Annotated in this window: 13 protein-coding genes and 1 tRNA gene; 7 read left to right on the top strand and 7 right to left on the bottom strand. The window is 66.1% G+C overall.

What is annotated here, in order from left to right; all coding sequences use genetic code 11:
- The first annotated feature begins 1 nt into the window (after position 1).
- Positions 2-748: a tyrosine-type recombinase/integrase gene (locus AC4D14_RS05110; RefSeq protein WP_490900521.1), complete on the top strand. Its 747-nt coding sequence runs from the start codon at positions 2-4 to the stop codon at positions 746-748.
- 161 nt (positions 749-909) lie between these two features.
- Here AC4D14_RS05110 and AC4D14_RS05105 read toward each other — a convergent pair.
- Positions 910-982 (bottom strand) — tRNA-Ala (locus AC4D14_RS05105).
- Positions 983-1,095: 113 nt separating this feature from the next.
- Here AC4D14_RS05105 and AC4D14_RS05100 point away from each other — a divergent pair.
- Genes AC4D14_RS05100 through AC4D14_RS05090 form a run of 3 tightly spaced genes read left to right on the top strand, consistent with a single transcriptional unit; the run spans position 1,096 to position 4,321 of the window.
- Complete coding sequence (locus AC4D14_RS05100) at positions 1,096-2,631, top strand: DHA2 family efflux MFS transporter permease subunit (protein ID WP_490900520.1); 1,536 nt, start codon at positions 1,096-1,098, stop codon at positions 2,629-2,631.
- Between the two features lie 37 nt (positions 2,632-2,668).
- The gene (locus AC4D14_RS05095; protein ID WP_490900519.1) at positions 2,669-4,147 is read left to right on the top strand and encodes a S10 family peptidase; all 1,479 of its coding nucleotides are present in this window, start codon (positions 2,669-2,671) and stop codon (positions 4,145-4,147) included.
- 48 nt (positions 4,148-4,195) lie between these two features.
- Positions 4,196-4,321, top strand: a complete 126-nt coding sequence (locus AC4D14_RS05090) for a hypothetical protein (RefSeq protein ID WP_490900518.1) — start codon at positions 4,196-4,198, stop codon at positions 4,319-4,321.
- A 30-nt stretch (positions 4,322-4,351) separates the two neighbouring features.
- Here the strand turns inward: AC4D14_RS05090 and AC4D14_RS05085 are convergent, their stop codons facing one another.
- The gene (locus AC4D14_RS05085) at positions 4,352-4,852 is read right to left on the bottom strand and encodes a DUF456 domain-containing protein (protein WP_490900517.1); all 501 of its coding nucleotides are present in this window, start codon (positions 4,850-4,852) and stop codon (positions 4,352-4,354) included.
- 109 nt (positions 4,853-4,961) lie between these two features.
- On the opposite strand from AC4D14_RS05085, the gene AC4D14_RS05080 reads away from it, so the two are divergent.
- Positions 4,962-5,822, top strand: coding sequence for a hypothetical protein (locus AC4D14_RS05080; protein WP_490900516.1), 861 nt, complete (start codon positions 4,962-4,964; stop codon positions 5,820-5,822).
- Positions 5,823-5,914: 92 nt separating this feature from the next.
- On the opposite strand, the gene AC4D14_RS05075 is transcribed toward AC4D14_RS05080, so the two are convergent.
- Entirely contained in the window at positions 5,915-6,832 is a 918-nt protein-coding gene (locus AC4D14_RS05075) for an SDR family oxidoreductase (protein ID WP_490900515.1), read from the bottom strand.
- A gap of 379 nt (positions 6,833-7,211) precedes the next feature.
- Here AC4D14_RS05075 and AC4D14_RS05070 point away from each other — a divergent pair, with 379 nt between their 5' ends.
- Positions 7,212-8,294, top strand: coding sequence for a fatty acid desaturase family protein (locus AC4D14_RS05070; RefSeq protein ID WP_490900514.1), 1,083 nt, complete (start codon positions 7,212-7,214; stop codon positions 8,292-8,294).
- 113 nt (positions 8,295-8,407) lie between these two features.
- The gene (locus AC4D14_RS05065; protein ID WP_490900513.1) at positions 8,408-8,656 is read left to right on the top strand and encodes a zinc-ribbon domain-containing protein; all 249 of its coding nucleotides are present in this window, start codon (positions 8,408-8,410) and stop codon (positions 8,654-8,656) included.
- On the opposite strand, the gene AC4D14_RS05060 is transcribed toward AC4D14_RS05065, so the two are convergent.
- The 4 genes from AC4D14_RS05060 to AC4D14_RS05045 form a co-directional block, all read right to left on the bottom strand.
- On the bottom strand, positions 8,635-9,480 hold the full coding sequence (locus AC4D14_RS05060; protein ID WP_490900512.1) for an HpcH/HpaI aldolase/citrate lyase family protein: 846 nt from the start codon (positions 9,478-9,480) through the stop codon (positions 8,635-8,637). The genes AC4D14_RS05065 and AC4D14_RS05060 overlap by 22 nt on opposite strands.
- A gap of 138 nt (positions 9,481-9,618) precedes the next feature.
- A complete protein-coding gene (locus AC4D14_RS05055) occupies positions 9,619-11,532 on the bottom strand; it encodes a Na+/H+ antiporter (RefSeq protein ID WP_490900511.1) in 1,914 nt (637 codons plus the stop codon).
- Entirely contained in the window at positions 11,529-13,001 is a 1,473-nt protein-coding gene (locus tag AC4D14_RS05050; RefSeq protein WP_490900510.1) for an ATP-binding protein, read from the bottom strand. Before AC4D14_RS05050 ends, AC4D14_RS05055 begins: the two co-directional genes overlap by 4 nt.
- Entirely contained in the window at positions 12,998-14,698 is a 1,701-nt protein-coding gene (locus tag AC4D14_RS05045) for an NAD(P)/FAD-dependent oxidoreductase (protein WP_490900509.1), read from the bottom strand. The genes AC4D14_RS05050 and AC4D14_RS05045 overlap by 4 nt, the downstream gene beginning before the upstream one ends.
- Positions 14,699-14,782 lie beyond the last annotated feature (84 nt).

Genomic DNA, 14,782 nt, shown 5'->3' with positions numbered 1-14,782 from the left:
CATGATCGGTCTCGCGCTTCGGCACGATGCCCTGCGCAGCAATCCAGTCCGGGATGTCGGACCTATCAAAATCGCCAGGACGGACGTCAAGGCACTGTCAGTCGAAGACGTTCAGAAGCTCCGGACTGTCATTGCCGGGTGGCAAAAGGACCCCACCCACCAGGGGCGGCCACGCGCAGCAGACCTACTGGACGTTCTCGATATCTTCCTTGCCACGGGCGCCCGAATTGGCGAGGTCCTGGCCATCCGTTGGCAGGACGTCGATCTCCAAGCGGAACCGCCCACCATCACCATCTCGGGAACCGTCGTCATGGAGAAAGGCCGCGGCGCCTACCGGCAAGACCATCCGAAGACAAAAGCTGGCTTCCGCACGATGAGGGTGCCGCCCTTTGCCGTGCAGACACTCCAACGCAGGTATTCAGCCGAGCAGCCCAAACCCGAAGACATGCTGTTTCCGTCCTCCACGGGGACAGTGCGCAGCCCCCACAACTTCCGCAGGCAATGGCGGGACGCCCGCGCGGGATCGCCCTACGAGTGGGTAACCCCGCATGTCTTCCGTAAATCAGTTGCCACACTCATCGACCAGGAATACAGCTCAAGGCAAGCTGCCGCCCAACTGGGTCATTCCGGGACGGCAATCACAGAGAAGCACTACATCGCCAAGGCGACCGAGTCACCGGACCTCACGGCGACCCTCCAAAAGTTCGGCACGGAGTCGCCACTCGGTCCCGAACATTTGTCCATGTGAATGGCAGCTACCACAACGAAACTTCGGGACGGACGGAACTCAACGCCACCGTCCCAACCCAAGTTCGACGAAAGCGTGTGGTTTCCGTGTGGTTGAGCCTTCGCGAGACAGGAGAAAAGCCCTTCATCCCGACGTTTCCGCAGGCCAAAGGGCCTTCGTAGTGGAGCTTAGGGGAATCGAACCCCTGACCTTTTCATTGCGAACGAAACGCTCTACCAACTGAGCTAAAGCCCCTGATACCGAACACTGTAGCGAACGGGGGCCAGCACCTGCCACTCCAGCTCCCCGGCCCTGTTGGAGATCTGCCCCACAACCTTCCCTCGGCGGGCAGGAGTAATCTTCTACTCATGCCCGGCACACCACCTGCACCACCTGCGCCCGCTCTCCCCTCCGAAGAAATCCGCCCCTGGCCGGCCCTGTGGTCCCTTGTGATCGGCTTCTTCATGATCCTCGTCGACTCGACGATCGTCTCCGTGGCCACCCCTGCCATCATGGACGGACTGAACGCCGACATCGACAGCGTCATCTGGGTTACCAGCGCCTACCTGCTCGCGTTCGCGGTGCCCCTCCTTATCACCGGCCGGCTCGGCGACCGGTTCGGCCCCCGCAGAATCTACCTTCTTGGCCTTGTGGTGTTCACGCTCTCAAGTGCCTGGTGCGGATTCGCCGATTCGGTCGACTCCCTCATCCTTGCGCGGGTTCTCCAAGGTCTCGGCGCGGCCCTCATGACCCCCCAGACAATGGCCGTCATCACCAGGATTTTCCCGCCCGAGCGGCGCGGCTCAGCGATGGGTCTGTGGGGCTCGGTCGCAGGCTTCGCAACCCTCGTCGGACCGATCATGGGCGGCCTGCTCGTCGATTCGCTGGGCTGGGAGTGGATCTTCTTCGTGAACGTTCCGGTGGGAGTGCTCGGGTTCGTGCTTGCCTACCGGCTGGTACCCCGCCTTGGCACAACCGCCCGCCGCTTCGACATCCCAGGGGTGTTCCTCAGCGCAACCGGAATGTTCTGCCTGGTCTTCGGCATTCAGGAGGGCGAAACCTACCGCTGGGGAACGATCGCCGGACCAGTGTCTGTGTGGTCGCTCATTATCACCGGACTGCTGCTTCTGACGGCATTTGTCCTGTGGCAGCGCTTTAACCGGGGCGAGCCACTGATTCCGCTCAAGCTGTTCCGGGACCGCAACTTCTCCCTCGCCAACACGTCGATTTCGGCGATGGGATTCTCGATCACCACCATGGCGCTGCCGCTGATGCTCTACGCCCAGAATGTGCGCGGCCTCAGCCCCACCCAGGCGGCGCTGCTCCTGACGCCCATGGCGGTAATCTCCGGCGTCCTCGCCCCATTCGTTGGAAAGCTTGTCCAGCGGGGCAACCCCAAGTACATGGCCGTCTTCGGCTTCGCCGGCATGTCGGTGTCACTGTTCTGGCTGGGATCGCTCCTGTCCCCGGACGTCCCGCTCTGGCAGATTTTGCTGCCCGTCGCGCTGCTCGGACTCTCCAGCTCGGGCATCTGGGCTCCGGTGTCACTCACGGCAACCCGGAACCTCGCACCGTCCCTCGCCGGGGCAGGATCCGGGGTGTACAACACCACCCGCCAGGTGGGTGCCGTGCTCGGCAGCTCAGCGATCGCGGCGATGATGCAGTCACGCCTCACCGCGAATCTCGGCACCACCGGCGGCTCTTCCGGTGCCGGCGGTGCACTCCCCGAATCGGCACAGGCAGGGTACTCACTGGCGATGGGGCAGGCGCTGTACCTGCCTGCTGCCGTGATCATCATCGGCGTGGGCGCGGCGCTGTTCTTCGCCAAGCCCCAGCCCAACAACACGTGGGCGGGAGACGCCGCCGCACGAGGGGTCGCCTCCCCCAAGACCGTCCACCCCTAGGGTGGTTGCCTCCATCAACCACCGGTAGGCTTTCGCCATGGCTGATGAAACCGTTGACCCGAACAGCACCGACGCCCCTGCAGAGGTGAAGGAGGTGACCGACGACTTCGTCACGCGGAACCACACCACGCCGGCCGGCCTCGACTACACCACCACCACCGGACGCCTCGTGCTGCGCCGGGAGGAGATCAAGGACGGCAAAGCCACCGGCTTCAAGCCCAAGGCCGAGATTTTCATCGTCGCCTACACCCGCACCGGCCAGCACTCCGGGCGGCCCGTCACCTTCGCCTTCAACGGCGGGCCGGGATCCTCTTCGGTCTGGCTGCACCTCGGGCTGCTCGGCCCGCGGCGGGTCGACTCCGGCGACGTCGGCAGCATGACCCCGCCGCCCTTTGGGCTTGTGGACAATCCCGAAACGCTGCTGGAGCACAGCGACCTCGTCATGATCGACCCGGTCAACACTGGATTCTCCCGCGTCGTCGAGGGCGAGAAGTCGGACGAATTCCACGCCTTTATCGAGGACCGGGACCTCGTTGCCGAAGTGATCCGGCTGTGGACCACCCGCAACAACCGGTGGCTCTCGCCCAAGTACCTGGTCGGGGAGTCCTACGGCACGCTGCGGGCGGTCGCCGTCGCCGGCCGCCTGTTCGACGCCTACGGCATGGCCGTCAACGGGCTCGGGCTCATCTCAACGGTCCTGAACCTGTCAACCCTCCGCTTCCTCCCCGGCAGCGACCTACCCTACGCGCTCCACCTCCCGACCTATGCAGCGATCGCCCACTACCATGGCCGCCACCCCGGACGGGAGCTCTCGGACGTGGTGCGCGAGACCGAGGAATTCGCGGGGGGCGAGTACGGGCATGCGCTCACCCAGGGCAACCGACTCACCGCCGATGAGTACGACGCCGTCGTCGCAAGGCTGGGCGCGCTGACCACACTGGACGAGGGGTTCATCCGCCGCACCAACCTGCGCTGGGGCTATCACGAGTTCGCCGCCGAACTGCTCCGCGCGGACGGGCTCGCAGTCGGAAGGATCGACGGGCGGTTCACGGCGCGCCCCGAGAACCTGCAGGCGTCGGACTCCTGGGACGACCCAAGCATGCGGGCAATCACCGGACCGTACGCCGCCGCAATGAACCACTATGTCCGGGCCGAACTCGGCTATGAGAACGACCTCCCCTACGAAATCCTCACCGCCCGGGTGCAGCCGTGGAGCTACCGGACGTTCGAAGGCGCTCCGGTCGACGTCGCGGGTGTGCTTGAGCGGCTCCTGGTCCACAACCTGGGCCTGCGCGTGCACGTGGACTACGGGTACTACGACGGCGCGACCCCGCACTTCGCGGCGGAGTATGTGTGGGCGCATATGTCCCTTGACGAGCAGATGAAGGCGCGCTTTTCGCACCACTTCCACGAGGCTGGACACATGATGTACCTGAACCCGGAGGCGCGGCAGGCACAACTTGAGTCCCTGCGCCGATTCGTGGCGGCACCGCTTAACAACGGAGATAGTAAGTAGTATTAGTAATACCGCCGCGGAGCCGCGGCCGTCGTCGAAAGGAACGTTGTGCTGAAAAGAATCCTCTGGGCACTGGTGCCCGTCATCGCCTCCAAACTGCTGCAGAAGCGGCGCCACGGAGGCACCATCAACCGCGCTGACAAGACCCGCTACCGGAGGAACTTCGGCCGGTAGGCCAAGAGCCGCGGCGGGCACTGCGGGGGCTTAATTTGGGGAGAAGTGAACCCAGGCTCCGATGATGAAGGTGCTGCCCGCCGCGAAGGCGAGGCCCAACTCGGCCAGAATCCCGAGCCCCGTGGCTTTGAGCGCCTGGGCGCTTGAGGCGAGCGCCGGCCTGACGCTGCGCTGGCGCAGGTATTCGCTCGCGAACAGGCCCGCCGCGAAACCGATGAACAAGCCGACCACCGGGATGACGAACATCCCCACCACGCCGGCCAGCAGCCCGATCGTCACCGAGCGTCCCGGTATGCGCTGGCGTTTGAGTGTCCGCCCGGTCAGGACCAGGCCGGCGAGCAGGCCCGCGACGGCGAACAACGAGCCGACCGCGAAGACCACCCATCCCACTGGATTGTTCAGGGTGACAGCCCACAACAGCAGCGATCCGATAATGAGGATGCTGCCCGGCAAGACCGGGATTACGACCCCGGCAATTCCCACCGCAATCAGCAGCCCGGTCAGCACTGTCACGATCGCCTGATACTCCATGAAGCAAGTCTCGCACCTGCCGGCAGCCGCGTTGACATGGAGTTCCCCCTTCCGGCCTGCAATACTAAGGGAACTTAGTTAAAAGCGAGCCCTGCAACCAGGAGGACCAATGAGTACGCCAGTAACAGGGAACGGTGACGAGGGCGCCCAGCGTCCCCGCGGCGGGCAGAACCCCCACCGTGACGCGGGCGACGCGAACGCGGCCGGCGCAAGCAGCATCGGGGAAGCCCCGGCTCCCCGCGATGAGGACACCGCTACGCGCGAGCACACCCGCGCAGTGCCCGTGACCCACACCAGCGATTCACGGAACCACCGGCTCGACCCGGACGACGACGGCCACCGCGACCGCAACGACCGCCCCGCCGTCGACGGCGACGCCGTTCCAGCGGCAGCGGACCGCCGGGCCCTGCACCAGCGGGAGAAGGAAGAGTTCGGCGGAATGAAGTTCGGATCGGCGTTCTTCGGCTGGCTTACCGCAACGGGGATGGCCGTTCTGCTGACCGCGCTCCTCGCCGCGGCCGGGGCCGCCTTCGGCCTTTCGACGAACACCAACCTCAACGAGGCGGCCGACCAGGCATCCAACAACGCCCAGACGGTCGGGCTCACCTCGGCCATCGTGCTGCTTGTCCTGCTGCTGATCTCCTACTTCGCCGGCGGCTATGTGGCAGGCCGCATGGCCCGGTTCGACGGCGCGAAGCAGGGCCTTGCCGTCTGGCTCTGGGCCGTGATCATCGCCGTGGTGGTGGCGATCCTCGGTTTGATTGCCGGAAGCCAGTTCGACATTCTCGCGAACTTGAACAGCTTCCCCCGGCTGCCCATCAATGAGGGCGACCTGACCACAAGCGGAATCATCGCCGTCGTTGTCGCTGCCCTTGCCGCTCTCATCGGGGCGGTGCTCGGCGGCCTGACCGGCATGCGCTACCACCGCCGCATCGACCGCGCGGACTTCGACGAGCATTCACGCCGCTGAGTCCACACCCCCGCAGCAACCGGCCCCGGTTCCCACGATCGTCTCGTGGAATCCGGGGCCGGTTCATTGGGGCGGTGCCGCGCGGCGATCGGCTAGGGCGAGGGCATTCCGCCGTTCACGTTGAGTGTCTCCCCGAGCACGTAGCTCGACTCGGATGAGGCAAGGAACACGTACGCTGGGGCAAGTTCGGTGGGCTGTCCCGCCCTGCCCAACGGGGTGCTTTTCCCGAACTCGGGCAGGGCTTCCTTCGGCTGACCGTCGGAGACCTGCAGCGGCGTCCAGATGGGCCCGGGCGCCACAGCGTTCACGCGGATGCCTTTCGGCGCCAACTGCTGTGCCAGGCCCTTGGTGAAGTTATTGATCGCGGCTTTGGTGCTGGCGTAATCAAGCAGGGTCGGCGACGGCTCGTAGGCCTGGATCGACGTCGAATTGATGATCGACGAGCCCGCCGGCAGGACTTTCAGCGCCTCGCGCGTCACCCTGAAGAACGAGAGGATGTTCGTTTGATAGGTGTGCTCGAGTTGCACATCGGTGAGTTCCTCGAGTGATTCCACCGCGATCTGCTTGGCCGCATTGTTGACGAGGATGTCCAGGCCGCCCAGACCGGCAGCGGCTTCCTGCACCACAGACTTGCAGTACTCGGGGCCCTTAAGGTCGCCCGGGAGCAGCACGCCCTTGCGCCCGCTGTCCTCGATCAACTTCAGGATCACCTCAGCGTCGGCCTGCTCCTCGGGGAGATAGCTGAGGGCGACGTCGGCGCCTTCCCTGGCGAAGGCTATAGCAACGGCGGCTCCGATGCCCGAGTCGGCTCCGGTGACCAGGGCCTTGCGGCCCTCAAGGCGCCCCGTGCCGCGGTAGGAGGTCTCGCCCCGGTCGGCGTGCGGGGCCAGGTCGCGGTCAAGGCCGGGCTCAGGCTGGTCCTGCTCCGGTGGTGAAATGCTCTCGAAGCGAGTGACTGGATTCTGGAACGTGTACTGGTCGGTTGCCGATGGCGAATTTTCGGGGCTCATGCAGTCCTCCCTTGCCGGATGTCCCCGGGGCCGGAAGGCCCCGGGCCAGGCCGTCCACGTGGAAACTAAGCCTACTTATCATCCTATGCGGCCCTTTTGATCCGAGGCAAGGGCGCCTAGAAGACGGCAGAGAAGAAACCCGCTCCGACGCTCAGAATGAGCGATATTACGAGGACCCAGACAATGGGAGTGCGGTATTTGGCAATGAATCGCATGATTATCCCATTCTAGGGGCGGCCGGCTGGCCGCCGGTGCGCATTCCGGCCGAATCGGGGATCCACCCAGTCTTTACACAGGAACCTCCCGTAGAGTTGAGAGCATCCGTGGGGTTTTCCCCCAGTTCGAGGCTGGGAAGCCGACCCCAACACCAGGGATACTGATGAGCGTTACCACCCCAGCTCGAAAAGTCCGGATTTCAAAACCGAACGACGTTGTCGCCTCCTACTCGGTCCTGCTCAAGCAGGTTCGCAAAGAGGGACTCCTGAACCGCCGCCGCCGTTTCTATGTTGCGGTATTCGTTCTGCTGAGCCTTGCAATGGGTGCCGCGTGGACAGGTTTCGCACTGCTGGGCGATACGTGGTTCCAGCTTCTCATCGCGGCCGTCCTCGGCGTCGTGCTGACCCAGATCGCGTTCCTCGCCCACGAGGCCTCGCACCGGCAGATCTTCAAGACCCGCGGAGCCAACGACTGGTCCGGGCGCATCCTTGCCGCCGGCGTTGTCGGCATCAGTTACGCCTGGTGGATGGATAAGCACAGCCGGCACCACAACGACCCGAACACGCGGGGCAAAGATCCGGACATTGAGATCGACACGATCTCCTTCATCGAAGAAGACGCGGCCAAGGCCAAGGGCATCCAGGCCTGGATCACGCGCCGGCAGGGCTACCTGTTCTTCCCGCTGCTGACCCTCGAGGGCCTGAACCTCCACGCCCGCTCCTTCGTCACCCTCTTCCGCCGCGGCACCGTCAACGGCCGCTGGGTTGAGCTCTCACTCCTCGCGGTGCGGTTCACCGCCTACCTCGGCATTCTCTTCTGGTTCCTGCCCGTCGGCATGGCCTTCGCGTTCCTGGGCGTGCAGATGGCCGTCTTCGGCGTCTACATGGGCGCCTCGTTCGCACCCAACCACAAAGGCATGCCCATCGTGCCCAAGGACAGCAAGCTCGACTTCTTCCAGAAGCAGGTCATCACCTCGCGCAACATCCGCGGCGGCTCCTTCGTGAACAACGCCTTCGGTGGCCTGAATTTCCAGATCGAGCACCACCTCTTCCCCGACATGCCCCGCCCCCACCTGCGCCGGGCCGCGGTCATCGTCAAGGAACACTGCGAGCGCCTCAAAGTGCCGTACACCGAGGTCGGCGTCGGCGCTTCCTACGCCGCCGTGGTCACCTACCTCAACCGGGTCGGCCTTGCCGCCCGCGATCCCTTCGACTGCCCCATGGTCAACCGGTTCCGCAGGCAATAGCCGTACCGCCCGCCCGGCACATCGGCAGGGCGCGTCCACCCCGGATCCATTCCGAGGGGCCACCCGTTAGTAAGCATGCTGTCTAATTCTGGGCAAACAGGTTACTGTGAAGTATGTTCTTCCTCTTTGGCCTTTCAACCCGTGAAAACCTCCGCTTCACCAGCCCGGCATCCTGCCGTTACTGCGGCATGCACGCCCCCCAGCAGGTGATCGAACGGAAAACGAAGCTGTCCGTGTTCTTTATCCCGCTGTTGACCGTGAGCAAGAAGCGCCTCCAGGTGTGCACCAACTGCGGCGGGGCCTCGGGCATCAGCGGCGCTGAGGAACGCGCCCTCGCGGGTCAGGCGTTCCAGAGCCCGTAGGAGTCGGCGAGCGAGGAAATCTTCTGCGCACGCGCCAGGCGGGGCAGGTAGGAGCCATCGCCCACCACGGCGCCTGCGGCATGGGCGTCGAGGAGCTCGACGGCCCACTGGATCTCCGAGTCGCTGGGCGAGAGCCCCTTGTTGATCGTGTCGGCCGCTTCTGGCATGAGGCACAGTTTCCCGGTCATGCCCATTGACGCGGTCACCCGGCAGGCCTCGAGGAGTTTCTCACCCAGCGCCCCGACGGTCGGCCCGTCAATGGGGCCGGGAAGCTTCCCCACGCGTGAGGCAACAACAAGCTTGGACCGGGCGTAAGCCAGCGCCATCGGGTCGTCCGAGGCGCCCGTGTCCCTCCGGAAATCGCCAACTCCGAACGCAAGCCGGAAGGTCCCGGGAGCGCTAGCGATCGCGGTCGCGTTCTCGATGCCCAGTGCCGATTCGACGAGCGCCAGGACCGGGGTTCCGGCCTTCAGCCGCATTGCGGTGTGCGTGACCTGTTCGGGTTTCTCGGTCATGGCGAGCATGACGCCGCGCAGCCCCGGTGCCCCCGACAGCGCCGCAAGGTCATCCGCCCAGTACTCGGTTTCGATTCCGTTGACGCGCACCCATGCGGTCATGCCGGTGGACAGCGCATTGACAACACGGTCGCGGGCTTCCGCCTTGCCGTCGGCGGGCACGGCGTCCTCCATGTCGAAGATCACCGAGTCCGCTTCCGAGGTCAGCGCCGGAACGAAGTTTGCCTCGGATGCCGCCGAGGCAAGCAGCCAGGAACGGGAGAGCTTGGCAGGGAGCGCGGCGGCGCGGCTGTTTCTAAGTGAGGCCATAGGGAAACAGTACTGAGGGGGGCGGCCCATTATCCAACGGGGATGCCCCAAGCCGCCCAATTCGGGCGCCCGGCGCCCGATCCGCTGCAGACTCGGTGGCATCATTACGCACCGATCTCCCAGCGCGTCGGCCGAGGATCAGCCGAGCACCTCATCCATGTAGCACCAGCGCCACGATTCACCGGGCTCGACGCTGCGCATCAGCGGATGCCCGGTGTTGCGGAAGTGCCGGTCGGCGTGGAGGCCGGGCGAGGACTCGCAGCACCCGACTTCACCGCACTCGAGGCACATGCGCAGGTGCACCGGCGTTGTCCCTTCCCGGATGCAGCCGAGGCACTGGGGATCCTCCGGCGCGCTCCGCTGCGGCGCGACCAGCAGGTGGGCGCATCCATCAAGCGCGGGGCCGCTGCGGCGCAGGGGTTCTCCCGGTGCCGACGGCAGCCCCATCAGGTCGTCCGCTTCGTTGAAGTCGTCTGCTTCGTCCGCCAGGAAGGTCTCAAGCATCGCCTCCTCCGAGTCGAGGCGCTCGAGGACCTCATCCACCACCTCGGGGGCATACAGCCCGTTGCGGCGCAGGTTCAGCACCTCCCGCCGCTCGGCGTCGAGCATCTCCATCCGGAGTTCGAAATACCGCTGGCTTGGGGTCTGCATCAGGTGCTCCGGCCGGCCGAGCCGCTCCCATGCCGCGCTGCTCCACTCCCTTGTGCGGCGGCGGAGCATCACAAGTATTTCGGGGGGATCCTCGGCACTGACGCGCCCCTCGAGTGCCGAAAGGCCCGCTCCCGTGGATTGCCGGACCAGCAGCGCCCGCTGCAGGGCGTCCTCCCGCCGGTCCGGGCCGCGCAGTTTCAGCCTGCGCACCACCCAGGGCAGGCTGAAGCCCTGGATGGCCAGGGTCCCGGCGGCCACGACGAGTGCGGCAAGGATGAGCACCGGCCGGTGCGGGATGTCCTCGGGAAGCACAAATACAGCCGCGAGGGTGACCACGCCCCGCATCCCTGCCCAAGAGACGACGGCGGGCAATTGCCACGGCAGTGGCGGCTCGGATTTCTTGATCCGTGGCAGAAGCCGCGGCAGGTAGCTTGCCGGGAACACCCAAACCGGGCGCAAAAGGATCACCGCGAGCAGGATGACGCCGCAGACCACCCAGACCCGCTGTGGGCCGAGCGGGTCCTTCATGGCGGCGTCGATGATCGAGCGCACTTGGAGCCCGATCAGCAGGAACACCGCGTTTTCCAGGAGGAACTGCACCGTTGCCCAGTTGGTGCGTTGGCTCAGCCGGGAGGCGCTTCCGGGCATCGCCGGGGTCCGGGTGCCGATGATGAGGCCGGCCACGACGACGGCAAGCACACCCGAGGCGTGGACCGCTTCGGCCGGGAGGAATGCCACGAAGGGGGCCGCAAGCGAGATGGCGGTGTTGATTGAGACGTTCCGCACCCGCTTGCGGATGTGCAGCAGCAACAGTGCAGCACCGGTGCCGATGAGCGCCCCGCCGGCTGCCGCCACCACCAGTTCGAAGGCCACCTCCAGAAGGCTGAAGCCTCCCGCGAGAGCGGCGATTGACGAGCGCAGGAGCACCAGCGCCGTGGCGTCGTTGACGAGGGACTCGCCTTCAAGCAGCGCGACCGCGCGGCGGGGCATCGCGACGCGGCGGGCGATCGAGGTTGCGGCCACGGCGTCGGGGGGCGCGACGACGGCGCCGAGGGCGAACGCCGCAGGCAGGGGCACTTCGGGGATGAGCCAGGAGACAAGGAATCCCACGGCGACTGTCCCGAAGATGATGTAGCCGACGGACAGCATGGCGATCTGCCGTTTGAGGGTGCGGAACTGGACGATGGAGCTGCGCAGGGCGGCCGCATAAAGCAGCGGCGGCAGGATCCCGATCAGCACCAGTTCCGGAATGAGGCGCACCGGAGGGATGAAGGGTAGGTAGGACCCGATGACCCCGACCGCAACGAGCAGGAGCGGGGCCGACATCCTCCACCGGCCGGCCAGGGCGCTGCCGGCGCAGATGACGGCAACGATCGTGAGCAGGCCCAGGGCGAGGTTCACCTGTCCGCGACCTCGGGACCCTCCGCCCCCGCCCCTGGGGGCGGGACCTCCACGGCCTGGTTCAGCGGCAGCCGCACCTGGAAGCGGGTGGGTCCGGGGCCGGGGACCAGCTTCAGAGACCCGTGGTGCTTGTTGACGACAATCCGCCAGGAGATATCGAGGCCCAGCCCGGTTCCACTTCCCACGGGTTTGGTGGTGAAAAACGGTTCGAAGATCCGGTCCTGGATGTCCTTGGGTACGCCCGGCCCGGTGTCCCCGATCTCCACCATGACGCTCTCGCGTTCGCGGACGGCGGTGACCGTCAACGTCCCGTGCCCGTCCATTGCGGCAACTGCATTGTCGATGAGGTTGGTCCACACCTGGTTGAGCTCCGCCGGATAGCACTGGACCAGGGGCAGGTCCGGGTCATAGGTCCGCTCGACCGTGATTCCGCTGCCGATCCGCCGGTTGAGCATGACGAGCGTGCTGTCGAGCAGCGTCCGCACGTCGGACTCCTGGTAGGGGGCCCGGTCGAGCTGCGAGTACTGTGAGGCGGCCACAAGCAGGGACGAGATGCGCGACGTCGAGTCCTGGATCTCGTCCATCAGCTGCTCGGTGGCGATGACATTCGCAAGCCAATGGAGCACCCCGCTGACGTCGCCGTCCGGGGACCACCGCGCGGCTTCCGCGAGCCAGTCCACTTCGATGCCCGCCTGGACGAATGTCGCAGCCAGGTCCCAGCTCCCTTCGACGCCCTGGTCCTCGAGCCAGTCGGCCAGGGCGTCTTCCTTGTCGGAAACCTCGAGTGGGCTCAGGTCCGACCTGTGGTGTGCCCGCTTGAGGATTTCATCCTGCAGTTCGACGAGCCGGGCCAGCACCTCCGGGGAGACGGTCAGGCCCCCCGCGAAGTGGATGGTGTCGCGGAGGTCCGCCACCCGCTCCCTGAGGATTGAGGTGGCCCGCAGCGCCGACGCCGCAGGGTTGTTGAGCTCGTGCGTGAGGCTGGCGGAAAGGGAGCCCAGGGCGATCAGGCGCTCCCGCTGGCCGATGACCTCTCGGGTGTTTTCCATCCCCAGGAACAGCCCTTCAAGCAGGTGCAGTGCCATCGGGAACCAGTCGGCAATCAGGTTCCCGAAGTCCGCGGCATCGATCTCGAGGAACGTGCTGGGCACCGCAGCAAGGAACGACGTCGGATACTTCTGCGGAACCCGGTCTCGGAGGTACGCCTGCGTTGCGCCGGCGTACACCCCGCGCTGGCTGGTGCGCACGAGTTCGACGTCGTCCTCGCCAACGCGCCGGGTCAGGACCACCTCGCCCTCGAGCAGGACGTAGAACCGGACCGCCGGCGTGTTCTCGAGGTAGATGGTCTCAGCCCCATAGGAGTGGACGCTGCCGATTTCGCAGATCCAGGCCAGCTGCTCGTCGGTGAGTTTTTCGAAGAGGAAGAGGGTGCGCAGCTCCTCGGGGCTGCAGCGCCGGGACCCGTTCACTGCGGAGCCAGGTAGCGGTGGGCGAGGGTGACCGCCATGGCACCTTCCCCGACGGCGGAGGCGACGCGCTTGACCGATCCTGCCCGCACGTCGCCGGCGACGAACACCCCGGGGATGCTGGTTTCCAGGGGGAAGGGCATGCGGTCCAGCGGCCAGCCCGGGGGCGGTTTGCCGTCGATGAGGAGATCGTTGCCGGTCACGATGAACCCGCGGCTGTCGCGCACGAGGACCCCTTCAAGGTTCTCGGTGTGCGGGTCGGCGCCGATGAAGACGAAAAGCCAGTTGGTTGCCACATCCTCGGTGCCGCCCGTCGCGCGGCTCCGCAGCGTCAGCCCCTCAAGGTGTTCCTCGCCGCGGGCCGAAACAACCTCCGTCTCAAGGAGGACTTCGATGTTTTCTGTCGCCTCGATCTGGTCGATGAGGTAGGAGGACATCGAGGTGCGCAGCGTCGAGGAACGGATGAGCACCTTGACGGAGCGGGCAGTGCGCGCGAAGAAGATGGCGGCCTGGCCCGCGGAATTCGCCCCGCCCACGATGTAGACGTCCTCGCCGGCGCATTCGGCCGCCGACGACGTGGCCGCACCGTAGAACACGCCCCGGTCGGTGAGGTTCGCGAGTCCTTCTCCGGACAGGGTCTTGTAGGCGACGCCCATGGCGAGGACGATGGCGTGGCCTGCGATCTCCGTCCCATCGGCGAAGGTGACAACGCGCGCACCGCCGCGGGCCTGGAGGCCGGTCATGTTGCGGGTGGTCAGCACCTCGGCGCCGAACTTCGAGACCTGGCGCCTCGCCCGGTCCGCGAGCTGTGCGCCGGACACGCCGTCAGGGAACCCCAGGTAGTTCTCGATGCGTGAGCTCTGCCCGGCCTGGCCGCCGGTGGCGCTCTTTTCGATCAGGACGGTCCGCAGCCCCTCGGAGGCACCATAGACGGCAGCCCCCAGCCCGGCCGGCCCGCCGCCCACCACGACGAGGTCGTAAAACTCCTCGAGCGGGGCGGTGCTGAGGCCGACGCGTGCCGCGAGTTCGGCGTCGCTCGGGGCGATAAGCGCTTCGCCGGTGTCGGTGACCACCACTGGGAGCACCGAGGCATCGGTGCCGGCCGCCGCAAGCACGCGCAGCCCCTCCGGTTCGGTGGAAGACAGCCACCGGTACGACACCTGGTTCCTCGCGAGGAATTCACGCACTTCGACGGAGCGGGCCGACCAGCGGTGCCCGATGATGGTTGTGGTGCGCACCGGACGGCGTTCGGCGGTGCGCCAGGACTCAAGAAGCGAATCGACAACCGGATACAATTTCTGCTCGGGCGGGTCCCAGGGCTTGAGCAGGTAGTGGTCGAGGTCCACGACGTTGATGGCGTCAATGGCGGCGCTGGTGTCGGCGTAGGCCGTGAGCAGCATGCGGCGTGCGGCCGGGTAGATGTCGAGCGCTGCTTCAAGGAACTGGATGCCGTTCATCTCGGGCATCCGGTGGTCGGCGATCAGCAGGGCCACCTCATCGCCGCGGAGCTTGAGCTCCCGCAGCGCGGCGAGCGCCTCGGCACCCGAATCGGCGCGCACTATCCGGTATTCCTCACCGAAGCGCCGTCGAAGATCCCTTGCGACGGCGCGGGACACGCTTGGCTCGTCGTCGACGGTGAGGATCGCGACAAGCCCCCTCGCGCCGGTTCCCTGGCGCTGGCCGTTAGACAAGGCAGTCACGGCGCTCCAGAAGACAACGGCCCGCTGGTCCGGCACCTAATACTTCGGCAGCTTTTCTGCTCCCGCCCCCTGAAACAACAGCTG

The organism is Arthrobacter sp. TJ-254 (assembly GCF_058269175.1).
This window is presented reverse-complemented; position numbering and strand designations above follow the sequence as displayed.

Coding starts and splice junctions, on each gene's coding strand:
- AC4D14_RS05110 (WP_490900521.1), top strand. CDS start 2: ATGATCGGTCTCGCGCTTCGGCACGATGCCCTGCGCAGCAATCCAGTC.
- AC4D14_RS05065 (WP_490900513.1), top strand. CDS start 8,408: ATGTTCTTCCTCTTTGGCCTTTCAACCCGTGAAAACCTCCGCTTCACC.
- AC4D14_RS05085 (WP_490900517.1), bottom strand. CDS start 4,852: ATGGAGTATCAGGCGATCGTGACAGTGCTGACCGGGCTGCTGATTGCG.
- AC4D14_RS05080 (WP_490900516.1), top strand. CDS start 4,962: ATGAGTACGCCAGTAACAGGGAACGGTGACGAGGGCGCCCAGCGTCCC.
- AC4D14_RS05095 (WP_490900519.1), top strand. CDS start 2,669: ATGGCTGATGAAACCGTTGACCCGAACAGCACCGACGCCCCTGCAGAG.
- AC4D14_RS05075 (WP_490900515.1), bottom strand. CDS start 6,832: ATGAGCCCCGAAAATTCGCCATCGGCAACCGACCAGTACACGTTCCAG.
- AC4D14_RS05060 (WP_490900512.1), bottom strand. CDS start 9,480: ATGGCCTCACTTAGAAACAGCCGCGCCGCCGCGCTCCCTGCCAAGCTC.
- AC4D14_RS05100 (WP_490900520.1), top strand. CDS start 1,096: ATGCCCGGCACACCACCTGCACCACCTGCGCCCGCTCTCCCCTCCGAA.
- AC4D14_RS05070 (WP_490900514.1), top strand. CDS start 7,212: ATGAGCGTTACCACCCCAGCTCGAAAAGTCCGGATTTCAAAACCGAAC.